16 protein-coding genes are annotated in these 17,113 nt (G+C 63.2%); 11 read left to right on the plus strand and 5 right to left on the minus strand.

Translation table 11 applies throughout. The features are described from left to right. Positions 1 to 31: 31 nt before the first annotated feature. Positions 32 to 1,519, minus strand: coding sequence for an aldehyde dehydrogenase (locus tag ACUXV1_RS19970; RefSeq protein WP_043638698.1), 1,488 nt, complete (start codon positions 1,517 to 1,519; stop codon positions 32 to 34). A 188-nt stretch (positions 1,520 to 1,707) separates the two neighbouring features. After that, on the minus strand, positions 1,708 to 2,253 hold the full coding sequence (locus ACUXV1_RS19975) for a cupin domain-containing protein (protein ID WP_039756808.1): 546 nt from the start codon (positions 2,251 to 2,253) through the stop codon (positions 1,708 to 1,710). Positions 2,254 to 2,465: 212 nt separating this feature from the next. On the opposite strand from ACUXV1_RS19975, the gene ald reads away from it, so the two are divergent. The 11 genes from ald to ACUXV1_RS20030 all read left to right on the plus strand — a co-directional run bounded on the left by ald (position 2,466) and on the right by ACUXV1_RS20030 (position 13,771). Then, positions 2,466 to 3,590: an alanine dehydrogenase gene (ald, locus tag ACUXV1_RS19980; RefSeq protein ID WP_446016304.1), complete on the plus strand. Its 1,125-nt coding sequence runs from the start codon at positions 2,466 to 2,468 to the stop codon at positions 3,588 to 3,590. A 19-nt stretch (positions 3,591 to 3,609) separates the two neighbouring features. After that, positions 3,610 to 4,404 carry a gamma-glutamyl-gamma-aminobutyrate hydrolase family protein gene (locus ACUXV1_RS19985; RefSeq protein ID WP_446016305.1) on the plus strand — a complete coding sequence of 265 codons (795 nt, stop codon included), beginning with the start codon at positions 3,610 to 3,612 and terminating at the stop codon, positions 4,402 to 4,404. 21 nt (positions 4,405 to 4,425) lie between these two features. Then, on the plus strand, positions 4,426 to 5,760 hold the full coding sequence (locus tag ACUXV1_RS19990) for a glutamine synthetase family protein (protein WP_019104434.1): 1,335 nt from the start codon (positions 4,426 to 4,428) through the stop codon (positions 5,758 to 5,760). 138 nt (positions 5,761 to 5,898) lie between these two features. After that, positions 5,899 to 7,281, plus strand: a complete 1,383-nt coding sequence (locus tag ACUXV1_RS19995; RefSeq protein WP_043638691.1) for an aspartate aminotransferase family protein — start codon at positions 5,899 to 5,901, stop codon at positions 7,279 to 7,281. Positions 7,282 to 7,574: 293 nt separating this feature from the next. Further along, positions 7,575 to 8,432, plus strand: a complete 858-nt coding sequence (motA, locus tag ACUXV1_RS20000; protein WP_043638687.1) for a flagellar motor stator protein MotA — start codon at positions 7,575 to 7,577, stop codon at positions 8,430 to 8,432. A gap of 14 nt (positions 8,433 to 8,446) precedes the next feature. Continuing rightward, the gene (gene motB / locus ACUXV1_RS20005) at positions 8,447 to 9,376 is read left to right on the plus strand and encodes a flagellar motor protein MotB (RefSeq protein ID WP_043593929.1); all 930 of its coding nucleotides are present in this window, start codon (positions 8,447 to 8,449) and stop codon (positions 9,374 to 9,376) included. A 19-nt stretch (positions 9,377 to 9,395) separates the two neighbouring features. After that, a complete protein-coding gene (locus ACUXV1_RS20010) occupies positions 9,396 to 10,139 on the plus strand; it encodes a class I SAM-dependent methyltransferase (RefSeq protein WP_231138213.1) in 744 nt (247 codons plus the stop codon). Continuing rightward, entirely contained in the window at positions 10,126 to 11,451 is a 1,326-nt protein-coding gene (locus ACUXV1_RS20015) for an HDOD domain-containing protein (protein WP_081556738.1), read from the plus strand. Before ACUXV1_RS20010 ends, ACUXV1_RS20015 begins: the two co-directional genes overlap by 14 nt. A gap of 5 nt (positions 11,452 to 11,456) precedes the next feature. After that, positions 11,457 to 12,257: a TrmH family RNA methyltransferase gene (locus ACUXV1_RS20020; protein WP_446016306.1), complete on the plus strand. Its 801-nt coding sequence runs from the start codon at positions 11,457 to 11,459 to the stop codon at positions 12,255 to 12,257. Between the two features lie 36 nt (positions 12,258 to 12,293). Next, complete coding sequence (locus tag ACUXV1_RS20025; protein ID WP_446016308.1) at positions 12,294 to 12,854, plus strand: hypothetical protein; 561 nt, start codon at positions 12,294 to 12,296, stop codon at positions 12,852 to 12,854. Positions 12,855 to 12,964: 110 nt separating this feature from the next. After that, positions 12,965 to 13,771: a rhomboid family intramembrane serine protease gene (locus tag ACUXV1_RS20030; protein ID WP_446016309.1), complete on the plus strand. Its 807-nt coding sequence runs from the start codon at positions 12,965 to 12,967 to the stop codon at positions 13,769 to 13,771. A 27-nt stretch (positions 13,772 to 13,798) separates the two neighbouring features. Here the strand turns inward: ACUXV1_RS20030 and ACUXV1_RS20035 are convergent, their stop codons facing one another. The 3 genes from ACUXV1_RS20035 to ACUXV1_RS20045 are packed head-to-tail and all read right to left on the minus strand — an operon-like array spanning position 13,799 to position 17,103. After that, the gene (locus ACUXV1_RS20035) at positions 13,799 to 14,917 is read right to left on the minus strand and encodes a 2-methylaconitate cis-trans isomerase PrpF family protein (RefSeq protein ID WP_043638665.1); all 1,119 of its coding nucleotides are present in this window, start codon (positions 14,915 to 14,917) and stop codon (positions 13,799 to 13,801) included. A gap of 1 nt (position 14,918) precedes the next feature. After that, the gene (locus ACUXV1_RS20040; RefSeq protein ID WP_081556735.1) at positions 14,919 to 16,142 is read right to left on the minus strand and encodes a multifunctional CCA addition/repair protein; all 1,224 of its coding nucleotides are present in this window, start codon (positions 16,140 to 16,142) and stop codon (positions 14,919 to 14,921) included. 13 nt (positions 16,143 to 16,155) lie between these two features. After that, the gene (locus ACUXV1_RS20045; protein ID WP_446016310.1) at positions 16,156 to 17,103 is read right to left on the minus strand and encodes a complex I NDUFA9 subunit family protein; all 948 of its coding nucleotides are present in this window, start codon (positions 17,101 to 17,103) and stop codon (positions 16,156 to 16,158) included. Positions 17,104 to 17,113 lie beyond the last annotated feature (10 nt).

Below are 17,113 nucleotides of genomic sequence, written 5' to 3' on the forward strand. Positions count from 1 at the left end.
GGCAGCCTGTCGGTGGCGCTGTAAACGCGGTTTACAGCTTGATCAGCGTGCTCTTCAGCTCAGTGTATTTTTCCAGCGCGTGCAGCGACTTGTCGCGGCCGTTCCCGGATTGCTTGAAGCCGCCGAAGGGGAAGTTCATGTCCCCGCCTTCATCATAGCAATTCACCCATACCGTGCCGGCGCGCAGGCGGCGGGCCACCTGGTGCGCGGTGCTGACGTTGGAGGTCCACACCGCGGCCGCCAGGCCGTATTCGGTATCGTTGGCGATGCGGATGGCGTCTTCCACGTCGTCGAAGGTGATGACGGACAGCACCGGGCCGAAGATTTCTTCGCGGCAGATGGTCAGGTCCGCGCTGGGGCAGTCAAACGCCGTCGGTTCGATGAACAGGCCGGTATCCGTGTGGGCCGGTTTGCCGCCGAACAGCTTCTTGGCCCCTTCACTGTCGCCCTTGCCGATGTAGGACAGCACCTTGTCGTACTGGATGCGGTCCACGATGGCGCCCATATTGGTGGCCGGGTCCAATGGGTCTTGCGGATAGTAGCGGGCCGCGGCCGCTTCCAGTTCCTGCAGGAAGCGCGCCTTGATGTCGCGGTGGACCAGCACGCGGGAACCGGCGGTGCAGACTTCGCCCATATTGTAGAAGATGCCGCCGGCGGCGGCGCGCGCCGCTTGGGCGATGTCCGGGCAGTCCGGCAGAATGATGTTGGGCGATTTGCCGCCCAGTTCCAGCCAGACGCGCTTGAGGTTGGATTGCGCGGCGTAGCCGGCGATCAGCTTGCCCACGCCGGTGGAGCCGGTGAAGGCGACGCAGTCCACATCCATGTGCAGCGCCAGCAGCTTGCCCACGTCGCCCGCGCCGGGCAGCACCTGGAACACGCCGCTGGGGATGCCGGCTTCTTTGGCCAGCGCCGCCAGGCGGATGGCGGTGAGCGGGGATTTTTCCGAAGGCTTGATGATCACCGGGTTGCCGGCGGCCAGCGCCGGGCCGAACTTCCAGCTGGCCATCATGATGGGGTAGTTCCACGGTACGATGGCGGCCACCACGCCGATGGCTTCGCGGGTGACCAGGCCCACTACCTTGGGGTCCACCGGCGCCACTTCGCCGCCAATCTTGTCGATGGCTTCGGCGAACCATTCCACGCAGTAGGCGCTGCCGGGCAGGTCCACGCTGAGGGTGTCGCTGATGGGCTTGCCCACATCCAGGGTTTCCAGCAGCGCCAGCTCATCGCCATGCTCGTGGATCAGCGCGGCGAAGCGCTTGAGGATGCGGCCGCGCTCGCGCGGCGGCAGGCCGGACCAGGCGCCGGAGTCGAAGGCTTGGCGGGCGGCGCGCACCGCGCGCTCCACGTCGGCTTCGCCGCACCAGGCCACGTCGGCCAGCTTCTCGCCGTTGGCGGGGTTGTTGCAGGCAAAGCTTTTGCCGTCTTGCGCCGCGCAGTACTCGCCGGCGATGAAGGCGCGCCCTTCGATCTTCAATTGAGCGGCGAATTGCTTCCATTCGGCATGCGTTCTAGCCATTTACTCTCTCCTTTGATTGATCCTGCGCCGTTCGTTGGCGGCGCCGGTATCGCTTGACGCGGGTTTGACTGCGTTGTCGTCTGTCGTGGGCTTGGAGCCGGCGCGGCGGGCAAAGCTCCCCGGCCTGGCCTTATGGCCTGCTGGTCGCCGGATGCGGTCTTGCCGGCGTTTCTTGTTCTCAATGGTGCTCAGAATGTGGGGGGCGAACTGGCGCTGACCACTTCGCAGGTTTCCGCCCCGGTATTGCGAAAGCGATGCGGCAACCGGCTGTCGAAGTAATACGCGTCGCCTGGTCCCAGGATGCGGCTCTCGTTGTTCACGGTCACTTCTATACTGCCTTTGATGATGACGCCGCCCTCTTGGCCTTCGTGCGTCAACATGTCCGGCCCGGTGTCTGCGCCGGTTTCGTAGACTTCGCGCAGGATGGCGATGTCGCGCTTGTCGTGGGCGGTGCCCACCAGCAGCAGCTGGATCTGTTCATTGCCCAGATTGGGTAATTCGTGGGCTTGGTAGAACACTCGGGCTTGTTCCGGGTCGGAATCGAAGGTGAAAAAATCCGCCAGCGTCATCGGCAGGCCTTCCAGCACTTTTTTCAGCGAGCTGATCGAAGGGCTGACCCGATTTTGCTCTATCAGCGAAATGGTGCCGTTGGTGACTCCGGCTCGTTTGGCCAGCTCCCGCTGAGACAGCCCGAAACGATCCCTGACCATGCGTAATCTCGCGCCAACGTCCATGGATTCCTGCTCCGTCAGTATGTTAATAATTTTAGACGCTTTATGATAATTATTTTGTACGGACTCTGCACTACTTGCTGCGACGCAAAATCGAATATCTTTGCATCGTTGGGGGTTTATAGTCAGAATCAGAAACAAGGGGCAAGCGTGTTGTGAATTTTCTTAAACGCTTGCGCGGCACTTCCGCAACAAATCTAAGTGAGGAGAGCGACATGCTGATCGGTGTTCCCAAGGAGATCAAGAACCACGAGTATCGTGTTGGCCTAACCCCGTCTGGAGTCCGGGAGTTAGTCGCCAACGGTCACAAGGTTTTGGTCCAGACCCAGGCCGGCCTCGCCATCGGATTCACCGATGAACAGTATATCCAGGCCGGCGCTTCCATTGCTTCCAGCGCCGAAGAAACCTTCGAACGCAGCGACATGATCGTCAAGGTGAAAGAGCCGCAGCCGGTGGAGTGCCGGATGCTGCGCCGGGATCAGATCCTGTTCACCTATCTGCATTTGGCGCCGGATCCGGAACAGACCAAATTATTGCTGGAATCGGATGCTATTGCCATTGCTTACGAAACCGTCACCGACGAACGCGGCGGCCTGCCGCTGCTGGCGCCGATGTCGGAAGTGGCCGGCCGCATGGCGATACAGGCTGGCGCTCATGCGCTGGAAAAAGCCCAGGGCGGCCGCGGCGTGCTGTTGGGCGGCGTGCCGGGCGTAGCCCCGGCGCGAGTGGTGGTGATAGGCGGCGGCGTGGTGGGTTTGAATGCCGCGCGCATGGCCATGGGCGCCGGCGCAGAGGTCACCATCCTGGATAAATCGCTGCCGCGCTTGAAAGAAATCGACATGGTGTTCGGCGGCCGCATCAAGACGCTGGTGTCCAACTCCGCCAATATCGAAGACTGCCTGCGCGAGGCCGATCTGGTGATCGGCGCGGTGCTGATTCCGGGCGCGGCGGCGCCCAAGCTGGTGACGCGGCCGATGCTGAAGATCATGAAGCCCGGCGCGGTGCTGGTGGACGTGGCCATAGACCAGGGCGGTTGCTTTGAAACCAGCCGGCCCACCACGCACCAAGACCCCATTTATGTGGTGGACGGCATCGTCCATTACTGTGTAGCCAATATGCCCGGCGGCGTGGCGCGCACCTCCACTCAGGCGCTGACCAACGCCACGCTGCCGTACACGCTGGAACTGGCCAACAATGGCTGGCGCCAGGCCTTGCTGGACAACGCGCATCTGCGCAACGGCCTCAACGTCTGTCGCGGCCGGCTCACTTACCAGGCGGTGGCTCAGGCGCTGGGTCACCCGTTCATCGACCCGATAGAAGCCATCAAGGCGGCTTCCTAACCCGTATCAAGGATCCGAAATGTTGCAAGCTATCATCGGCATACCCTGTGACATCAAGATGGTAGGCCCGTTGCCGTTCCACGCCGCAGGCGAAAAATACATCGCCGCGGCGGCCGGCGGCGCCGGCGGCGTGCCGGTGCTGCTGCCGGCGTTGGGCGACAAGACCGCGCTGAAGGACGTGCTGGAGCTGGTGGACGGCGTGCTGCTGCCAGGCTCGCTGTCCAATGTCGAACCGTACCGTTACGGCGGCGCGCCCAGCCGGCCCGGCACCATGCACGACCCGATGCGCGACGCCACCACCTTGCCGTTGATCCAGCAAGTGCTGGAGCAAGGCATCCCTCTGCTGGGCATCTGCCGCGGCTTTCAGGAAATCAACGTGGCGATGGGCGGGGAACTGTACCAGCACGTGCAGGAAGAAGAGGGCAAGCGGGATCACCGCGAGCCGGACACGCCGGACGTGGACGCGATGTACGCCTTGTCCCACTCGGTGCGTTTCGCCGATGACGGCCTGCTGCGGCAATGGACCGGCCAGGACTCCGCCATGGTCAATTCCCTGCACCAGCAGGGCATCAAGCGGCTTTCCGATCGCTTGATCTGCGAGGCGGTGGCCGACGACGGCCTGGTGGAGGCCTACCGCGTGCGCGACGCCAAGGGCTTCGCCTTCGCCGTGCAATGGCATCCGGAATGGAAGTACTGGGACAACCCGCTGTCCATGGCCATCTTCAAGGCATTTGGCGACGCCTGCCGCCAACGCCGCAACCAGCGGCAACGCGGGCCGCAATTAACCGAGACCTTGTGTCACCACTCGGAATAACACACACAGAGGAAGAACATCATGACCCATCAGATCAATGAATGGCTGCGAGAGCACCGAATCACTGAAGTCGAGTGTATCGTTCCCGACATGACCGGCGTGGCGCGCGGCAAGATCGTGCCCAAGGACAAATTCGTGTCCGACCCGGAAATGCGCCTGCCCGAAGTCGTGCTGATCCAGACCGTGACCGGGGACTACCCCGACGACAGCATGCTGGACCTGACCGACCCGGACATGGTGCTGGCCCCGGACCCGAACACCCTGCGCTTTGTGCCCTGGGCCGTCGACCCCACCGCGCAATTGATCTATGACTGTCAGCGCGCCGACGGCAGCCCGGTGGACGTGGCGCCGCGCAATGTGCTCAAACGCGTGATCGGCCTGTTTGACGAGATGGGTCTGGAGCCGGTGCTGGCCCCGGAAATGGAGTTCTACCTGCTGTCCCCCAACCCGGACCCGGATATCCCGCTGGCCGCGCCGGTGGGGCGAACCGGCCGCGCCGAGTTCGGCCGCCGTTCTTATTCCATTGATGCGGTCAATGAGTTCGACCCGTTGTTCGAGGACATCTACGATTACTGCCACGCGCAGAATCTGGAAGTGGACACCCTGATTCACGAAGTGGGCACCGCGCAGATGGAAATCAACTTCCTGCACGGCAACCCGCTGGAACTGGCGGACCAGGTATTCCTGTTCAAGCGCACCGTGCGCGAGGCGGCGTTCCGCCACAATATGTACGCCACTTTCATGGCCAAGCCGATGGAAAACGAGCCGGGCTCGGCCATGCACATGCACCAGAGCCTGGTGGACAAGAACACCGGCCGCAATGTGTTCACCAATGAAGACGGCAGCCCGTCCGACCTGTTCTTCCACTACATCGCCGGCCTGCAGAAATACGTGCCCCAGTCCATGCCGTTGTTTGCGCCGTACGTGAACTCATTCCGCCGTTTGTCGCGCTATACCGCGGCGCCGACCAACGTCGAATGGGGTTACGACAACCGTACCGTGGGGCTGCGCGTGCCGCATTCCTCGCCGGCGGCGCGCCGCATTGAAAACCGCGTGCCCGGCGTGGACGTCAACCCTTATATCGCCATGGCCGCGACGCTGGCCTGCGGCTACCTGGGCATCATCAACAAGCTGCAACCCAGCGAGCCGCGCCAGACGGACGCGTATGAGCTGCCTTACCAGTTCCCCAACTCCTCGGAGGAGTCCCTGGAGCAACTGGCTTCCTGCAAGGAAATGGCCGAGGTGCTGGGCGAACGCTTCGTCAGCATGTACGTGGGGATGAAGGAGAAGGAGTTCTCCGAATACTTCCGCGTGATCAGCCCGTGGGAGCGCAAGTTCCTGCTGCTGCACGTGTGATTTAGCTATGACATTGGGCTGATTTGTCCGTTAGAATCAGCCCGGACAGCCAGGATAAGCACTGAAAATACGCCAATGGCGAAGGAGGGGCGGCAGAGAACATCTACGCCCCGTTGGAGAATACTGGAAGGAAGTCCTATGCAGAATCAACAACGCACGACCGAACAATGGCGCCAACTGGATGCCGCGCATCATCTGCATCCGTTTACCGATACCCAATCGTTGAACCAGCAGGGCGCGCGAGTGATGACTCGCAGCGAGGGGATTTACCTGTGGGATTCCGAGGGCAATAAGATCATCGACGGCATGGCCGGCCTGTGGTGCGTCAATATCGGCTACGGCCGCAAGGAACTGTCCGAGGTGGCCAAGAGCCAGATGGACGAACTGCCCTTCTACAACACCTTCTTCAAGACCACCCACCCGGCCGTGGTGGAGCTGTCCCACCTGCTGGCGCAAGTGACGCCGGCCGGCTACGAACATGTGTTCTACACCAACTCCGGCTCCGAGGCGGTGGACACCATGATACGCATGGTGCGCCATTACTGGGACGTGCAAGGCAAGAAGGACAAGAAGACGCTGATTGGCCGCTGGAACGGTTATCACGGCTCCACCATCGGCGGTTCCAGCCTGGGCGGCATGAAGTATATGCACGAGCAGGGCGACCTGCCGATTCCGGGCATGGCCCACGTTGAGCAGCCGTGGTGGTACAAATACGGCAAAGATCTGAGCCCGGACGAGTTCGGCGTGGTGGCCGCGCGTTGGGTGGAAGAGAAGATTCTGGAAATCGGTCCGGAAAAAGTGGCAGCTTTCGTGGGCGAACCCATCCAGGGCGCCGGCGGCGTGATCATTCCGCCGGCCACTTACTGGCCGGAAGTGGAGCGCATCTGCCGCAAATACGATGTGCTGTTGGTGGCCGACGAAGTGATCTGCGGCTTTGGCCGCACCGGCGAATGGTTCGGCTTTGAACACTTCGGCTTCCGCCCGGACATTTTCACCACCGCCAAGGGCTTGTCTTCCGGTTATCTGCCCATCGGCGCGGTGTTCGTGGGCGAACGCGTGGCCCAGGGTTTGATCGCCGGCGGCGATTTCAACCACGGCTTCACCTACTCCGGCCACCCTGTGGCCAGCGCGGTGGCGCGCGTCAATATCGAACTCCTGCGCGACGAAGGCATCATCGACCGCGTCAAGAACGAAACCGGTCCCTATATGCAGAAGCGCTGGCGCGAGACCTTTAGCCAGTTCGAGCACGTGGACGATGTGCGCGGCGTCGGCCTGATCCAGGCGTTCACCCTGGTCAAGGACAAGAGCAAGCGCGAGCTGTTCCCGGAGTTCGGCGACGTCGGCCTGATGTGCCGCGACATTTTCTTCAGCAACAACCTGATCATGCGAGCCTGCGGCGACCACATCGTGTCCGCGCCGCCGCTGGTGATCAGCAAGGCTGAAATCGATGAAATGCTGGGCGTGGCCGCGCGTTGCATGGAGACATTCGAACGCAAGCTGAAGGACAGCGGCCTTGTCTGAGCCGGGGGCGCGCATGCGCTGGGATCAAGCCGGAGCGGTAAGCTCCGGCTTTTTTCTTGCGGCGCTTGGCGGGCGCTTGCCTGAAAATGACTTTGTCTTAGTGGTTTAAAGGCGATGTCTCGACTTGGTTTCGTCATTTTTCAGCGCTAGTGAATATCACCCTCCATGTTTTTTGCAGCTGGGAAAGCGGGTTGATACAATTCAATCCGCTTTTTCTATTATGAATAGAATAAAAGTCGTGCTGTAATGGAAATCGCAGCGATCCGAAAAATCACAAAGACAGGACTTGACGCATGTTCGTCGGAATCGGGTACCTCATTATTCTTGGCTCCGTGCTGGGGGGATTCGTCGCTGCGGGGGGGCACCTCGCCGCGTTGATGCAGCCGCTGGAGGTGGTGATGATCGCGGGCGCCGCGCTCGGCGCTTTCGTGGTGGCCAACGGCGGCGCGCCGCTCAAGGCCACGATGAAGGCTTTCCCCACCGTGTTCAAGGGCTCGCCTTACAGCAAGGCCTTTTACATGGAGTTGTTCTCGCTGCTGTTCGAGATTCTGACCAAGGTGCGCAAGGAAGGCCTGATGTCCATCGAGGCCGACGTCGAGAATCCGGAAGCCAGTCCTGTCTTTTCCAAATACACCACCGTTCTGCACGACCACCATGTCGTGGAGTTCATCTGTGACTATCTGCGCCTGATGGTGGGCGGCAACCTCAACGCCTTCGAAATCGAGAACCTGATGGATGTGGAGATCGAAACCCACCATCACGAAGGCGAAGTGCCCGTCAACGCGGTTAAAGGCCTGGCCGACGGCCTGCCGGCCTTTGGTATCGTGGCGGCGGTCATGGGGGTGGTGCACACTATGGAGTCTGTGGGCGCGCCGCCGTCCGAACTGGGGATGCTGATCGCCCACGCGCTGGTGGGCACCTTCCTCGGTATTTTGCTGGCTTACGGCTTTGTCGGCCCGCTGGCCACCATTCTGGAGCACAAACTGGGAGACGGCACCCGGGTGTACCAGACCATCAAGGTGACTATTCTGGCCAGCCTCAACGGCTACGCGCCGCAAGTGGCGGTGGAATTTGGCCGCAAAGTCTTGGCTTCGCATGATCGTCCGTCCTTCAAGGAACTGGAAGACCATGTGAAACAGGCGAAGAAATAAGCGGGGGCGCGATCATGGCTGACGAATCGCAACGGCCCATTATTGTCAAACGCATCAAGAAGGGGGGCCACGGCCACCATGGCGGGGCCTGGAAGATTGCCTACGCCGACTTCGTGACCGCGATGATGGCCTTCTTCCTGCTGATGTGGCTGCTGGGTTCGGCCTCGCAGGGCACGCTGAACGGCATCGCCGAATACTTCAAGACGCCGCTGAAAGTGGCGCTGTCCGGCGGCGCCGGCGCCGGCGACGCCACTTCCGTGATCAAGGGCGGCGGCAACGATTTGACCAAACAGACCGGCCAGGTCAACAAGTCGGGCTCGCCGCAGGACGAGATCATGCGCAAGCAGCAGGAAAAAGTGGCGATGGAGCAGTTGCAGAACAAGATCCAGAGCACGGTGGATCACAGCGAACTGCTCAAGGAGTACAAGAATCAGCTCAAGCTGGAGATCACCCCTGATGGGTTGAAGATCCAGATCGTCGATGAGCAGAACCGCTCGATGTTCGACTCCGGCAGCTCGCGCATGCTGCCGCATACTCGCGTGTTGCTGCAGCAACTGGCAAAAGAGCTGAACATGATGCCGAACAAGATCAGCATCTCCGGCCATACCGACGCCAAGCCCTTTGGCAGCGGCCAGGGCGGTTACAGCAACTGGGAGCTGTCCGCGGACCGGGCCAACGCGGCGCGGCGCGAACTGGTGGCCGGCGGCCTACAGGACAACAAGGTGTTGCGCGTGGTGGGCCTGTCTTCGGCCAACCCCTTGGTCAAAACCAATGTGTTCAGCCCGGAAAACCGGCGCATCGCCATTGTGGTGCTGAACAAGGAAGCGGAGAGCAATATCCTCAACGACGGCTACAAGCCGCAGATGAACCAGGAAGTGATCGGCGGGCCCGCGGAAAGCGGGGCCGAGCCAGCCGCCGCGCCGGCGGAAACGCCGGCCAAATAATCCTGATGCGAGCGTTGCCTTGTTGAGCCGCTTGCGTCATCTTGGCCTGCAACTGCTGGCTGCGTTGGCGGCGATGTTTTTCGTCGCGCCCGCCGCCCAGCCCCTGGGTTGGGCGATCCTGCAAGGCCTGTGTGCGGCGGCCTTGGCCATTTTCATGCGTTTGCCCGGCTGGCAGCGCTTGCTGCACGGCTTGTTTGTGCCCGCGCTGGCCTTGATGCATCAGGCGGCCTTGCCGTCCTGGGTGTATTTGCTGGGGTTGGCGCTGACTTTCGCGCTGGGCCGCAACGCCGTGCTGGAGCGTGTGCCCTTGTATCGCTCCTCGGCCCAGGCGGCGGAGCGCCTGGCCGAGCTCCTGCCGGGGCGGGCCGCCTTGCTGGAAGCCGGCTGCGGCGACGGCAGGCTGGCGGTCTGGCTGTGCCGGTTGCGGCCGGATCTCCGGGTGAGGGCGCTGGAAAGCGCCTGGGGCAGTTGGCTGTTGGCCCGCGCGCGCTGGTGGTTGGCCCGGCGGCCGCGGCGGTTGGAGTTCTCCTGCCGCAGTTTTTGGCGGGAGCCGTGGGGAGAGTACGATGCGGTCTATGTGTTTCTGTCCCCGGAGCCGATGGCGCGCGTCTGGCGCAAGTTTGTGGCTGAGGGACGGCCCGGCAGCCTGCTGGTCAGCAATACTTTTGCCGTTCCCGATGTCGAACCTGATGAACGCATCCCGCTGGGAGGCGCTTTGCAAACCGAACTACTGATCTGGCGCCACCCTCATGGAGCTTGCTAACTGGATCAAGTCCATCGCCGAACGGCGCTGGCCGATTCTGCCCAATACGCTGGGCGAGCTGAAGGACATCTGCGCTCGCCACAGTGATCTGATCAATTTTACCGACCTCGCCAATCTCTGTTTGTCCGATCCCTTCCTGCTGTTGGACTTGGTCCGGGTGGTGGGCGGTTCGCGCGCCTTGCAACGCAATGAGAGCATCCCCTCGGTGGAGCAGACGCTGCTGCTGATGGGGCTGGAGGCGGTCACCAACCGCTTTGGCCGCGTCGCGGCGCTGGAAGCGGTGCCGGACAAGCTGGACGTGGAGGTGTTGGAGGCCGTGGAGGATTGGCTGGGCCGCTCCCGGGTGGCGGCCTTGCTGATCAAGGAGTGGCTCTCTTTGCAGGGCGATCACAAGGTGGAGGACTGTTTCGTGGCCGCCTTGCTGTACAATCTGCCCGCCTGCTTGTTCATGATGCAGCGCAATCAGTTGCCGGACCGCCCGCTGCTGCAGGAAATGTCCAACGCCTTCGATTGCGATTACGCTCAGGTGCTGGAGCAATTCATCAAGCTGATGCCTTTGCCGACCGGCCTGAACGCCTTGCTGGGGCCGGGCAGCCCGACCAAGCGCCGCCAGTTGCTGCGTCTGGCGATGGCCACCGCCAACTCTTTGGAGCAGGGCACTTGGCGCAGCACCTGGCAGGTGGGGGTGGAGGCCGCGGCCAAGCTGATAGGCTGCGCGCCGTCTCTGGCGCATCAGGCGGTGGTGCACGCGGCTTTGTCGGTGGCGCGCCACCCCAGGGCGGTGGGTTATATGTACCCGGTGCGCAGCCTGTTGATGCTGGAAGGCGAGTATAAGCGCCCGAGTTTGCAGAAAACCGCCGCTTTGAGCGACGTCGAGCAGATGGAGAAGGCGATACGCGAATCCATCCGCCACCTGGCCAACGACCTCAAGTTCGAGCGGGTACTGTATTACCGCTATGATCAGGACGCGCATGCGTTGAAACTGCGTTATCAGTTGGGCTTGGGCGATAGCCACCCGTTGCGCAAGCTGTCCTTGGGGCTGGAGCCGGGCTCCTTCTTCGCGGTGTTGACCAGCAAGCCGCAAAGTTTTCACGCGCCGGCCTCGGTGCGCCAGCAGTTGGAGCGGCGCTACGAGGATCTGTTTTTCGAGCATGTCGGGGACAATGAATTCGCCCTGATCACCCTGTTTGTCGGGCACGCGCTGTCCGGCGTGTTCTATGTCGACAACGGCCATAGCGGCCAAGCGATCGACGAGGACAGTTATCACCGATTCAAGGATTTAGTGGCGCGCCTGACCCTGCTGCCGCAATAGGACACATGTCGTACATCAGCAAAACCATCACCTCCGCCCATAACGACGAAATCAAGCAATTGGCGCGCTTGGCGCAGAGCCCGCGCGAACGCCGCAAGCAACAAGCGATGTTGCTGGAGGGCATTCATCTGACCGAGTCCTGTCTGGACGCCGGCATCGTGCCCGAGCGGGTGTATCTCAACGAGGCGGCGGCAGCGCATCCGGAGGTGCAAGCCTTGTTGCGGCGTTTGAGCGCGCCGACTGTCGTGATCACGGTGCCGGAAACCGTGCTCGCCAAGGCCACGGCACTGGCTACCGCCGGGGAGTTGCTGGCCTTGTGCCCACGGCCGCAGCCGCGCCCCAGCCCGGCGGGCGCGTCCCGGGTGATGCTGGAGGATATACAGGATCCGGGCAATCTGGGCACCATCTTGCGCTGCGCGGCCGCGGCGGGGGTCCGCGATGTGGCGCTCTCCAAGGGCTGCGTCGATGTGTATTCGCCCAAGGTGCTTCGCGCCGGCATGGGCGCGCACTTCGTGTTGAACATCCATGAACAAGCCGATTTGTGCGCGGAGCTGGCGAGCTACGACGGCCGCAAGCTAGTGACTCATCTGGAGGGCTCCACCTCGCTGTACGCGCAGGATTTGCGCGGGCCGGTGGCTTTCGTGTTTGGCAACGAGGGCGCCGGCGTCAGCGCCGAGGCGCTGGCCCTGGCCGATGCGCGGGTGAGGATTCCGATGCCGGGCCATGCGGAATCGCTGAATGTGGCGATGGCGGCGACGGTGTGCTTATTCGAGCGGGTACGGCAGCTGGAAGTGGCGGCCGGTTGAGCCGCACCCTCCGTCGCTAGAAATAGAGAGGGACGTGTGGAGCGTTTTGCGTTGGCGGAGCGGATTCTGCCGAGCTATCAGTATGTTGAAACCCACTCCCGGATTTTGCCGGCGGTGTCGGGTTCGGTGTTGGACGCGGTGCAGCGCATTGCGCCGGCGGACGATCCCTGGGCACGGCGCTTCATGGCGCTGCGCGAGCTGCCCGGCCGCCTGAGCGGCGCCTTGCCCGGCAACCGGCCGCCGTTCGGCATGCACAGTTTCACGCCGCTGGCGCGCGACGGCGATAGGGAATTGACGCTGGGTCTGGCGGGCGCGTTCTGGCGCGCGGACTTCGCTCTGCGCGAGATCGGCGGCCTTGAGGATTTCATGGCGTTGAACGAGCCGGGCGTTGCCCGGCTGTTGTTGAGTTTCCATTGCGAAACCGTCGCAGAGGGTGTTCGCCTATCGACTCAAACCCGCGTGCATTGCCCCGACGCGGCCACCCGTTTGCGGTTTGCTCCCTACTGGTATTTGATCCGGCCGGTCAGCGGCCTGATCCGTCGGCGCATGCTGCGGCAGGTGGAGCGGGAGTTGTTGCGCGGCGAGGCAATGGCTTGAGTCTTCGCGTATGAATATTGAGTAGCGATTGGTTTTTATTTTGGCTGGTTTGCTTTATCATGCGTCGGTGATATTTAAACGGCAAATTGAAAGACAGGAAACCAGTACATATGAATGAATCCGCGCTTGACTCTTCCGTATCCCGCCTTGGCGGGCTGTCCTCTCTTGTGCAGCAACAATGGGCCACTATCGCCCTAGTCCTCGCCAATCTGATGGTATACATCTGGATGGGCGCTTCTGGCGTCTCCTGGACCGAGCCCGACCCCGAGCACTTGGTGAGCTGGGGCGCCAATTTGGCGCCGTTCACCTTGAGCGGCGATAGCTGGCGGCTGTTGAGCAGCATGTTCGTGCATGGCGGGGCCATGCATTTGTTGCTCAATATGTATATGTTGCTGCTGATTGGCCCCTTGGCGCAAAAGCGCTTTGGCGGTGTTGGTTCCCTGGCGATTTATCTTTCCGCCGGCTTGGCGGCGGGCCTGGTCAGCGCTTGGTGGTACGGCACGCATCCGGTGACCAATCTGCTGATGCAGAGCAGCATCCGCCTGGTGGCCAGCGTGGGCGCGTCCGGCGCCCTGATGGGCCTAGCCGGCGCCTTGTGCGTGGCCGGCCTCAGCGACGCCGACATGGGCGGTTCGCAGGGCAAGGCCTTGGCGCAAGTGGTGCTGCTGAATCTGGGCATGGGCTTCATGGTGTCCGGCGTGGACCAGGCCTGCCATATCGGTGGCTTGTTGGCCGGCCTGCCGCTGGGCGTGCTGGGCTGGTTGGACCGATTGAAGCGGCGTCCGCTGCAACGGTTGTTGATGTTCATCGCGCTGGCCGGGGCGGCGGCGCTTGGCGCGCATCAGGCGAGCCAAGCGTTGGGGTCAGAAGATTTGAGCGAGCTGGCGGCGCAGTTGCGTCAACAGCAGGCCGCCTAGCCCGCGCAGCCTTGACGCTGCAAGCCGCTAATCCATCGGAATGTAAACTTCGCCGCGCATCAGCGGCCTGGCGGTGCGGGTCATCACCACCTCGCTGATGGTCCAGCCGTATTCGGCGGAGTGGCCCAGCACCGCTTCCACGGTTTGCTTGCCGCTGGCGTGGCTGAAGGTCAGCGGCATGCCGCGCACCGGCGCGCCGGCCAATTGTTGAGGCAGCGTGCCCTCGGTGGCGCAGGCGCAAGCCAGCGCGATGGCGCCGGTGCCGGTGAAGGCGTGGTGCAGCGAGCGGCCGGAGGTCAGGATGCGGGCGTTGATCTGGCAATCCTCGTCCCGGCTTTCCGACAGCAGGCTGATTCGCGGCGAGCCCGGCCGTTCGCGCCGGGCGGCGAAGATGTCGGGGGCCAAGCCCATGACCACGGCGGCGATTTCCCGCGCCCATTCCAGCCGGTGGCGCGCGGTTTCCTGCAGGGCAGCCATTTCCTCATCGCCCTTGAGGCCGAAATCCCGGGCCCGAACGAACACTGTGGGGTTTCCGGCATCCACCAGGGTGGCTTCCACTCGGCTGCCGTCCGGCAGCGCCAGTTCGTCCACCAGCTTGCCGGTGGGGTAGAGTTCGCCGGAACTGCCGCCGGCAGGGTCCAGGAAACGAAGTCGGATCGGCGCGCCGGGAAAGGCGACGCCGTCGATGTGGTAGTCGCCCTGCCAGACGGGCTGGCCGTGCATGATTTCCAGTTCCGCGATGATGCGCTTGCCAACATTGGCCTGCCAGATGCCGATGGAGGCCACGCCGTCGCGCGGCTCCACCAGTTTTTCCATCACCGCGAACAGCGGCACCGCGGCGCTGAGGTTGCCGCAGTTGCCGGACCAGTCTATCAAGGCGTGTTCTATCGACACATGGCCGAACAGGCAATCGACGTCGCAGTCTTCGCGCCGCGACGGGCTGAGGATCATCACCTTGCTGGTGCTGGCCCGGCCGGTGCCCAGGCCGTCTATCTGCTTGCCGTGCGGGTCCGGGCTGCCAATGGCGCGCAACAACATGCGTTCCCAGGTTGAGGTATCCTCGGGCAGCACGTCGGCGCGGATGAACAGACCCTTGCTGGTGCCGCCGCGCATCAGCGTGGACGGCAGGCGATAGATCGAGGCCATGTCAGTGCGTCTCCAGTTGCTCCTTGCGGACGGCGATGGCGCGGGTCCGGGCGCGGTCTATCGCTTCCGGAAGGGTGCGCTTGTCTTCCCACTGACGGGCGATGCCGCCGGCATCCACCGCCAGCGCCGCGTCCAGCAGCGCGGACAGATAGTCCGCCTGCGGATAGGGCCGGTCGTGAAAACCCAAGCGTCCGCGCGCGTCCGCGCGGCAGGCGTCCAGCATCAGCAAGAAGCGCTCCGGCCGCCGCAAGGCGTCGGTTTGCTTGAACAATCGTAGTATTGTGCTTGGCTTTAATTCGAAAGCACAGTGTACTTTGGTATGGCTCAATAGCGTGATGCGCGCCAGGTCGCGGCAGTCCGCCGGCACGCGCAAGCGCTGGCATAAGGCCAGCAGCGGCGCTTCGCCGGCGGCCTCATGGCCGATGTGGCGCGGCAGCACCTCCGCCGGCGTCAGCGCCTTGCCCAGGTCGTGGGTCAGCGCGGCGAAGCGCGCCGTTAGCGGCAGTCCTTCGGCGGCGGCGCAGTCGAGCACCCGCATCACGTGGTCGCCGGTGTCTATCTCCGGATGATGGTCGGCGCGTTGCGGCACGCCAAAGAGCGCGTCCACTTCCGGCAGCACGCGGGCAAGGGCGCCGCAGGCGCGCAGGGCCAGGAACATGCGCGATGGCCGCTCCTCCATCAAACCCTTGGCTAATTCCTGCCATACCCGCTCCGCCACCAGCGCGTCGGCTTCGCCGTCCGCCACCATTTTCCGCATCAGCGCCATGGTGTCGTCGGCCACGGTGAAGCCGAAACGGGCGGCGAAACGCGCCAGCCGTAAAATACGCACCGGGTCTTCAGCGAAGGCGGGGCTGACGTGGCGCAAAACGCCGGCTTCGAGGTCGCGCCGGCCGTGGTAGGGGTCGATCAGGCTGCCGTCCGGGGCCTCGGCGATGGCGTTGATGGTCAGGTCGCGCCGCGCCAGGTCCTGCTCCAGCGTCACGTCCGGCGCGGCGTAGACGGCGAAGCCGTGGTAGCCCTTGCCGGTTTTGCGTTCGGTGCGGGCCAATGCGTATTCTTCGTGGGTGTCCGGGTGCAGAAACACCGGGAAGTCCTTGCCCACCGGTTTGTAGCCCAGCGCCAGCATTTCTTGCGGACTGGCGCCCACCACCACCCAGTCACGGTCTTTCACCGGTAGTTTCAGCAGGCGGTCGCGCACGGCGCCGCCGACGATATAGCATTGCATTGATTCTTTCCGTTCAGCGCGCAATCTGGCGGCGGTAGGCGGACATTGTCAGATTGAATTCATCGCTGCCCAGCAAGCCCGGCGCCAAGGCTTCCAGCGCGGTGGGGCTGAAGCCCAGCAACGCGGAGGGGAAGGGTTGATCGCTGATGTTGTCCACGCTTAGCGAGCGCACATTGTCGCGGCTGATCAGCGTAGGTCCGGGCAGGCATTCCATTAACGCGGCCTGCAGCATGGCCAGGCTTTGCGGCAGCGCGATCACCGGCCGCGGCTTGCCGATGTGGCGGCCCACCAGGCTCACCAGTTCCGCCAGCGTGTAGACGCCGGGGCCGGCCAAGTCCAGGCTTTGGCCGATGGCGGCGCGGCGCGACAGGCTGGCCTCCACCGCATGGGCCACGTCGCCGGCCCAGATCGGCGCGAAGCGCGTATGCGCGCCGGCCAGCGGCAGAAAGGGCGCTTTGCGCAGCAGGATGGCGAACATATTGAGGAAGCTGTCGCCATGGCCGAACACCACCGACGGCCGCAGTATGGTCCACTCCAGGCCGCTCTCGCGCACGCGGGCCTCGGCGCGGCCCTTGCTTTGCTGATACAGGCTGGGGCCGCGTTCATCGGCGCCCAGCGCGCTGATATGGATAAGCCGGCGCACGCCCAGGCTTTGGCAGGCCGCGATGACTTTTTCGGTCAATTGCACATGGGCTTTGTCGAACTGCGCGGCGTTGCCGTGCAGGATGCCCACCATATTGATCACCGCGTCATGGCCGGAAATCAATGATTTCAGCGCTTCCGGGCGGTGAATGTCCACCTCCACCAGCTGCGCGCCGGGCAGTACCAGCAGCGAGGCCTTGGCGCGTTCGCGCCGGCGGGTGGCGATAGTCAGTTGGCAGCCTTGTTCGGTCAGGCGTTCCGCGATGTAGCTGCCGATGAAACCGCTGCCGCCGATGATGCAGATGCGTTGATACGTCATGGGTTCCCTT

It is taken from the genome of Chromobacterium sp. W521 (genome assembly GCF_052805975.1).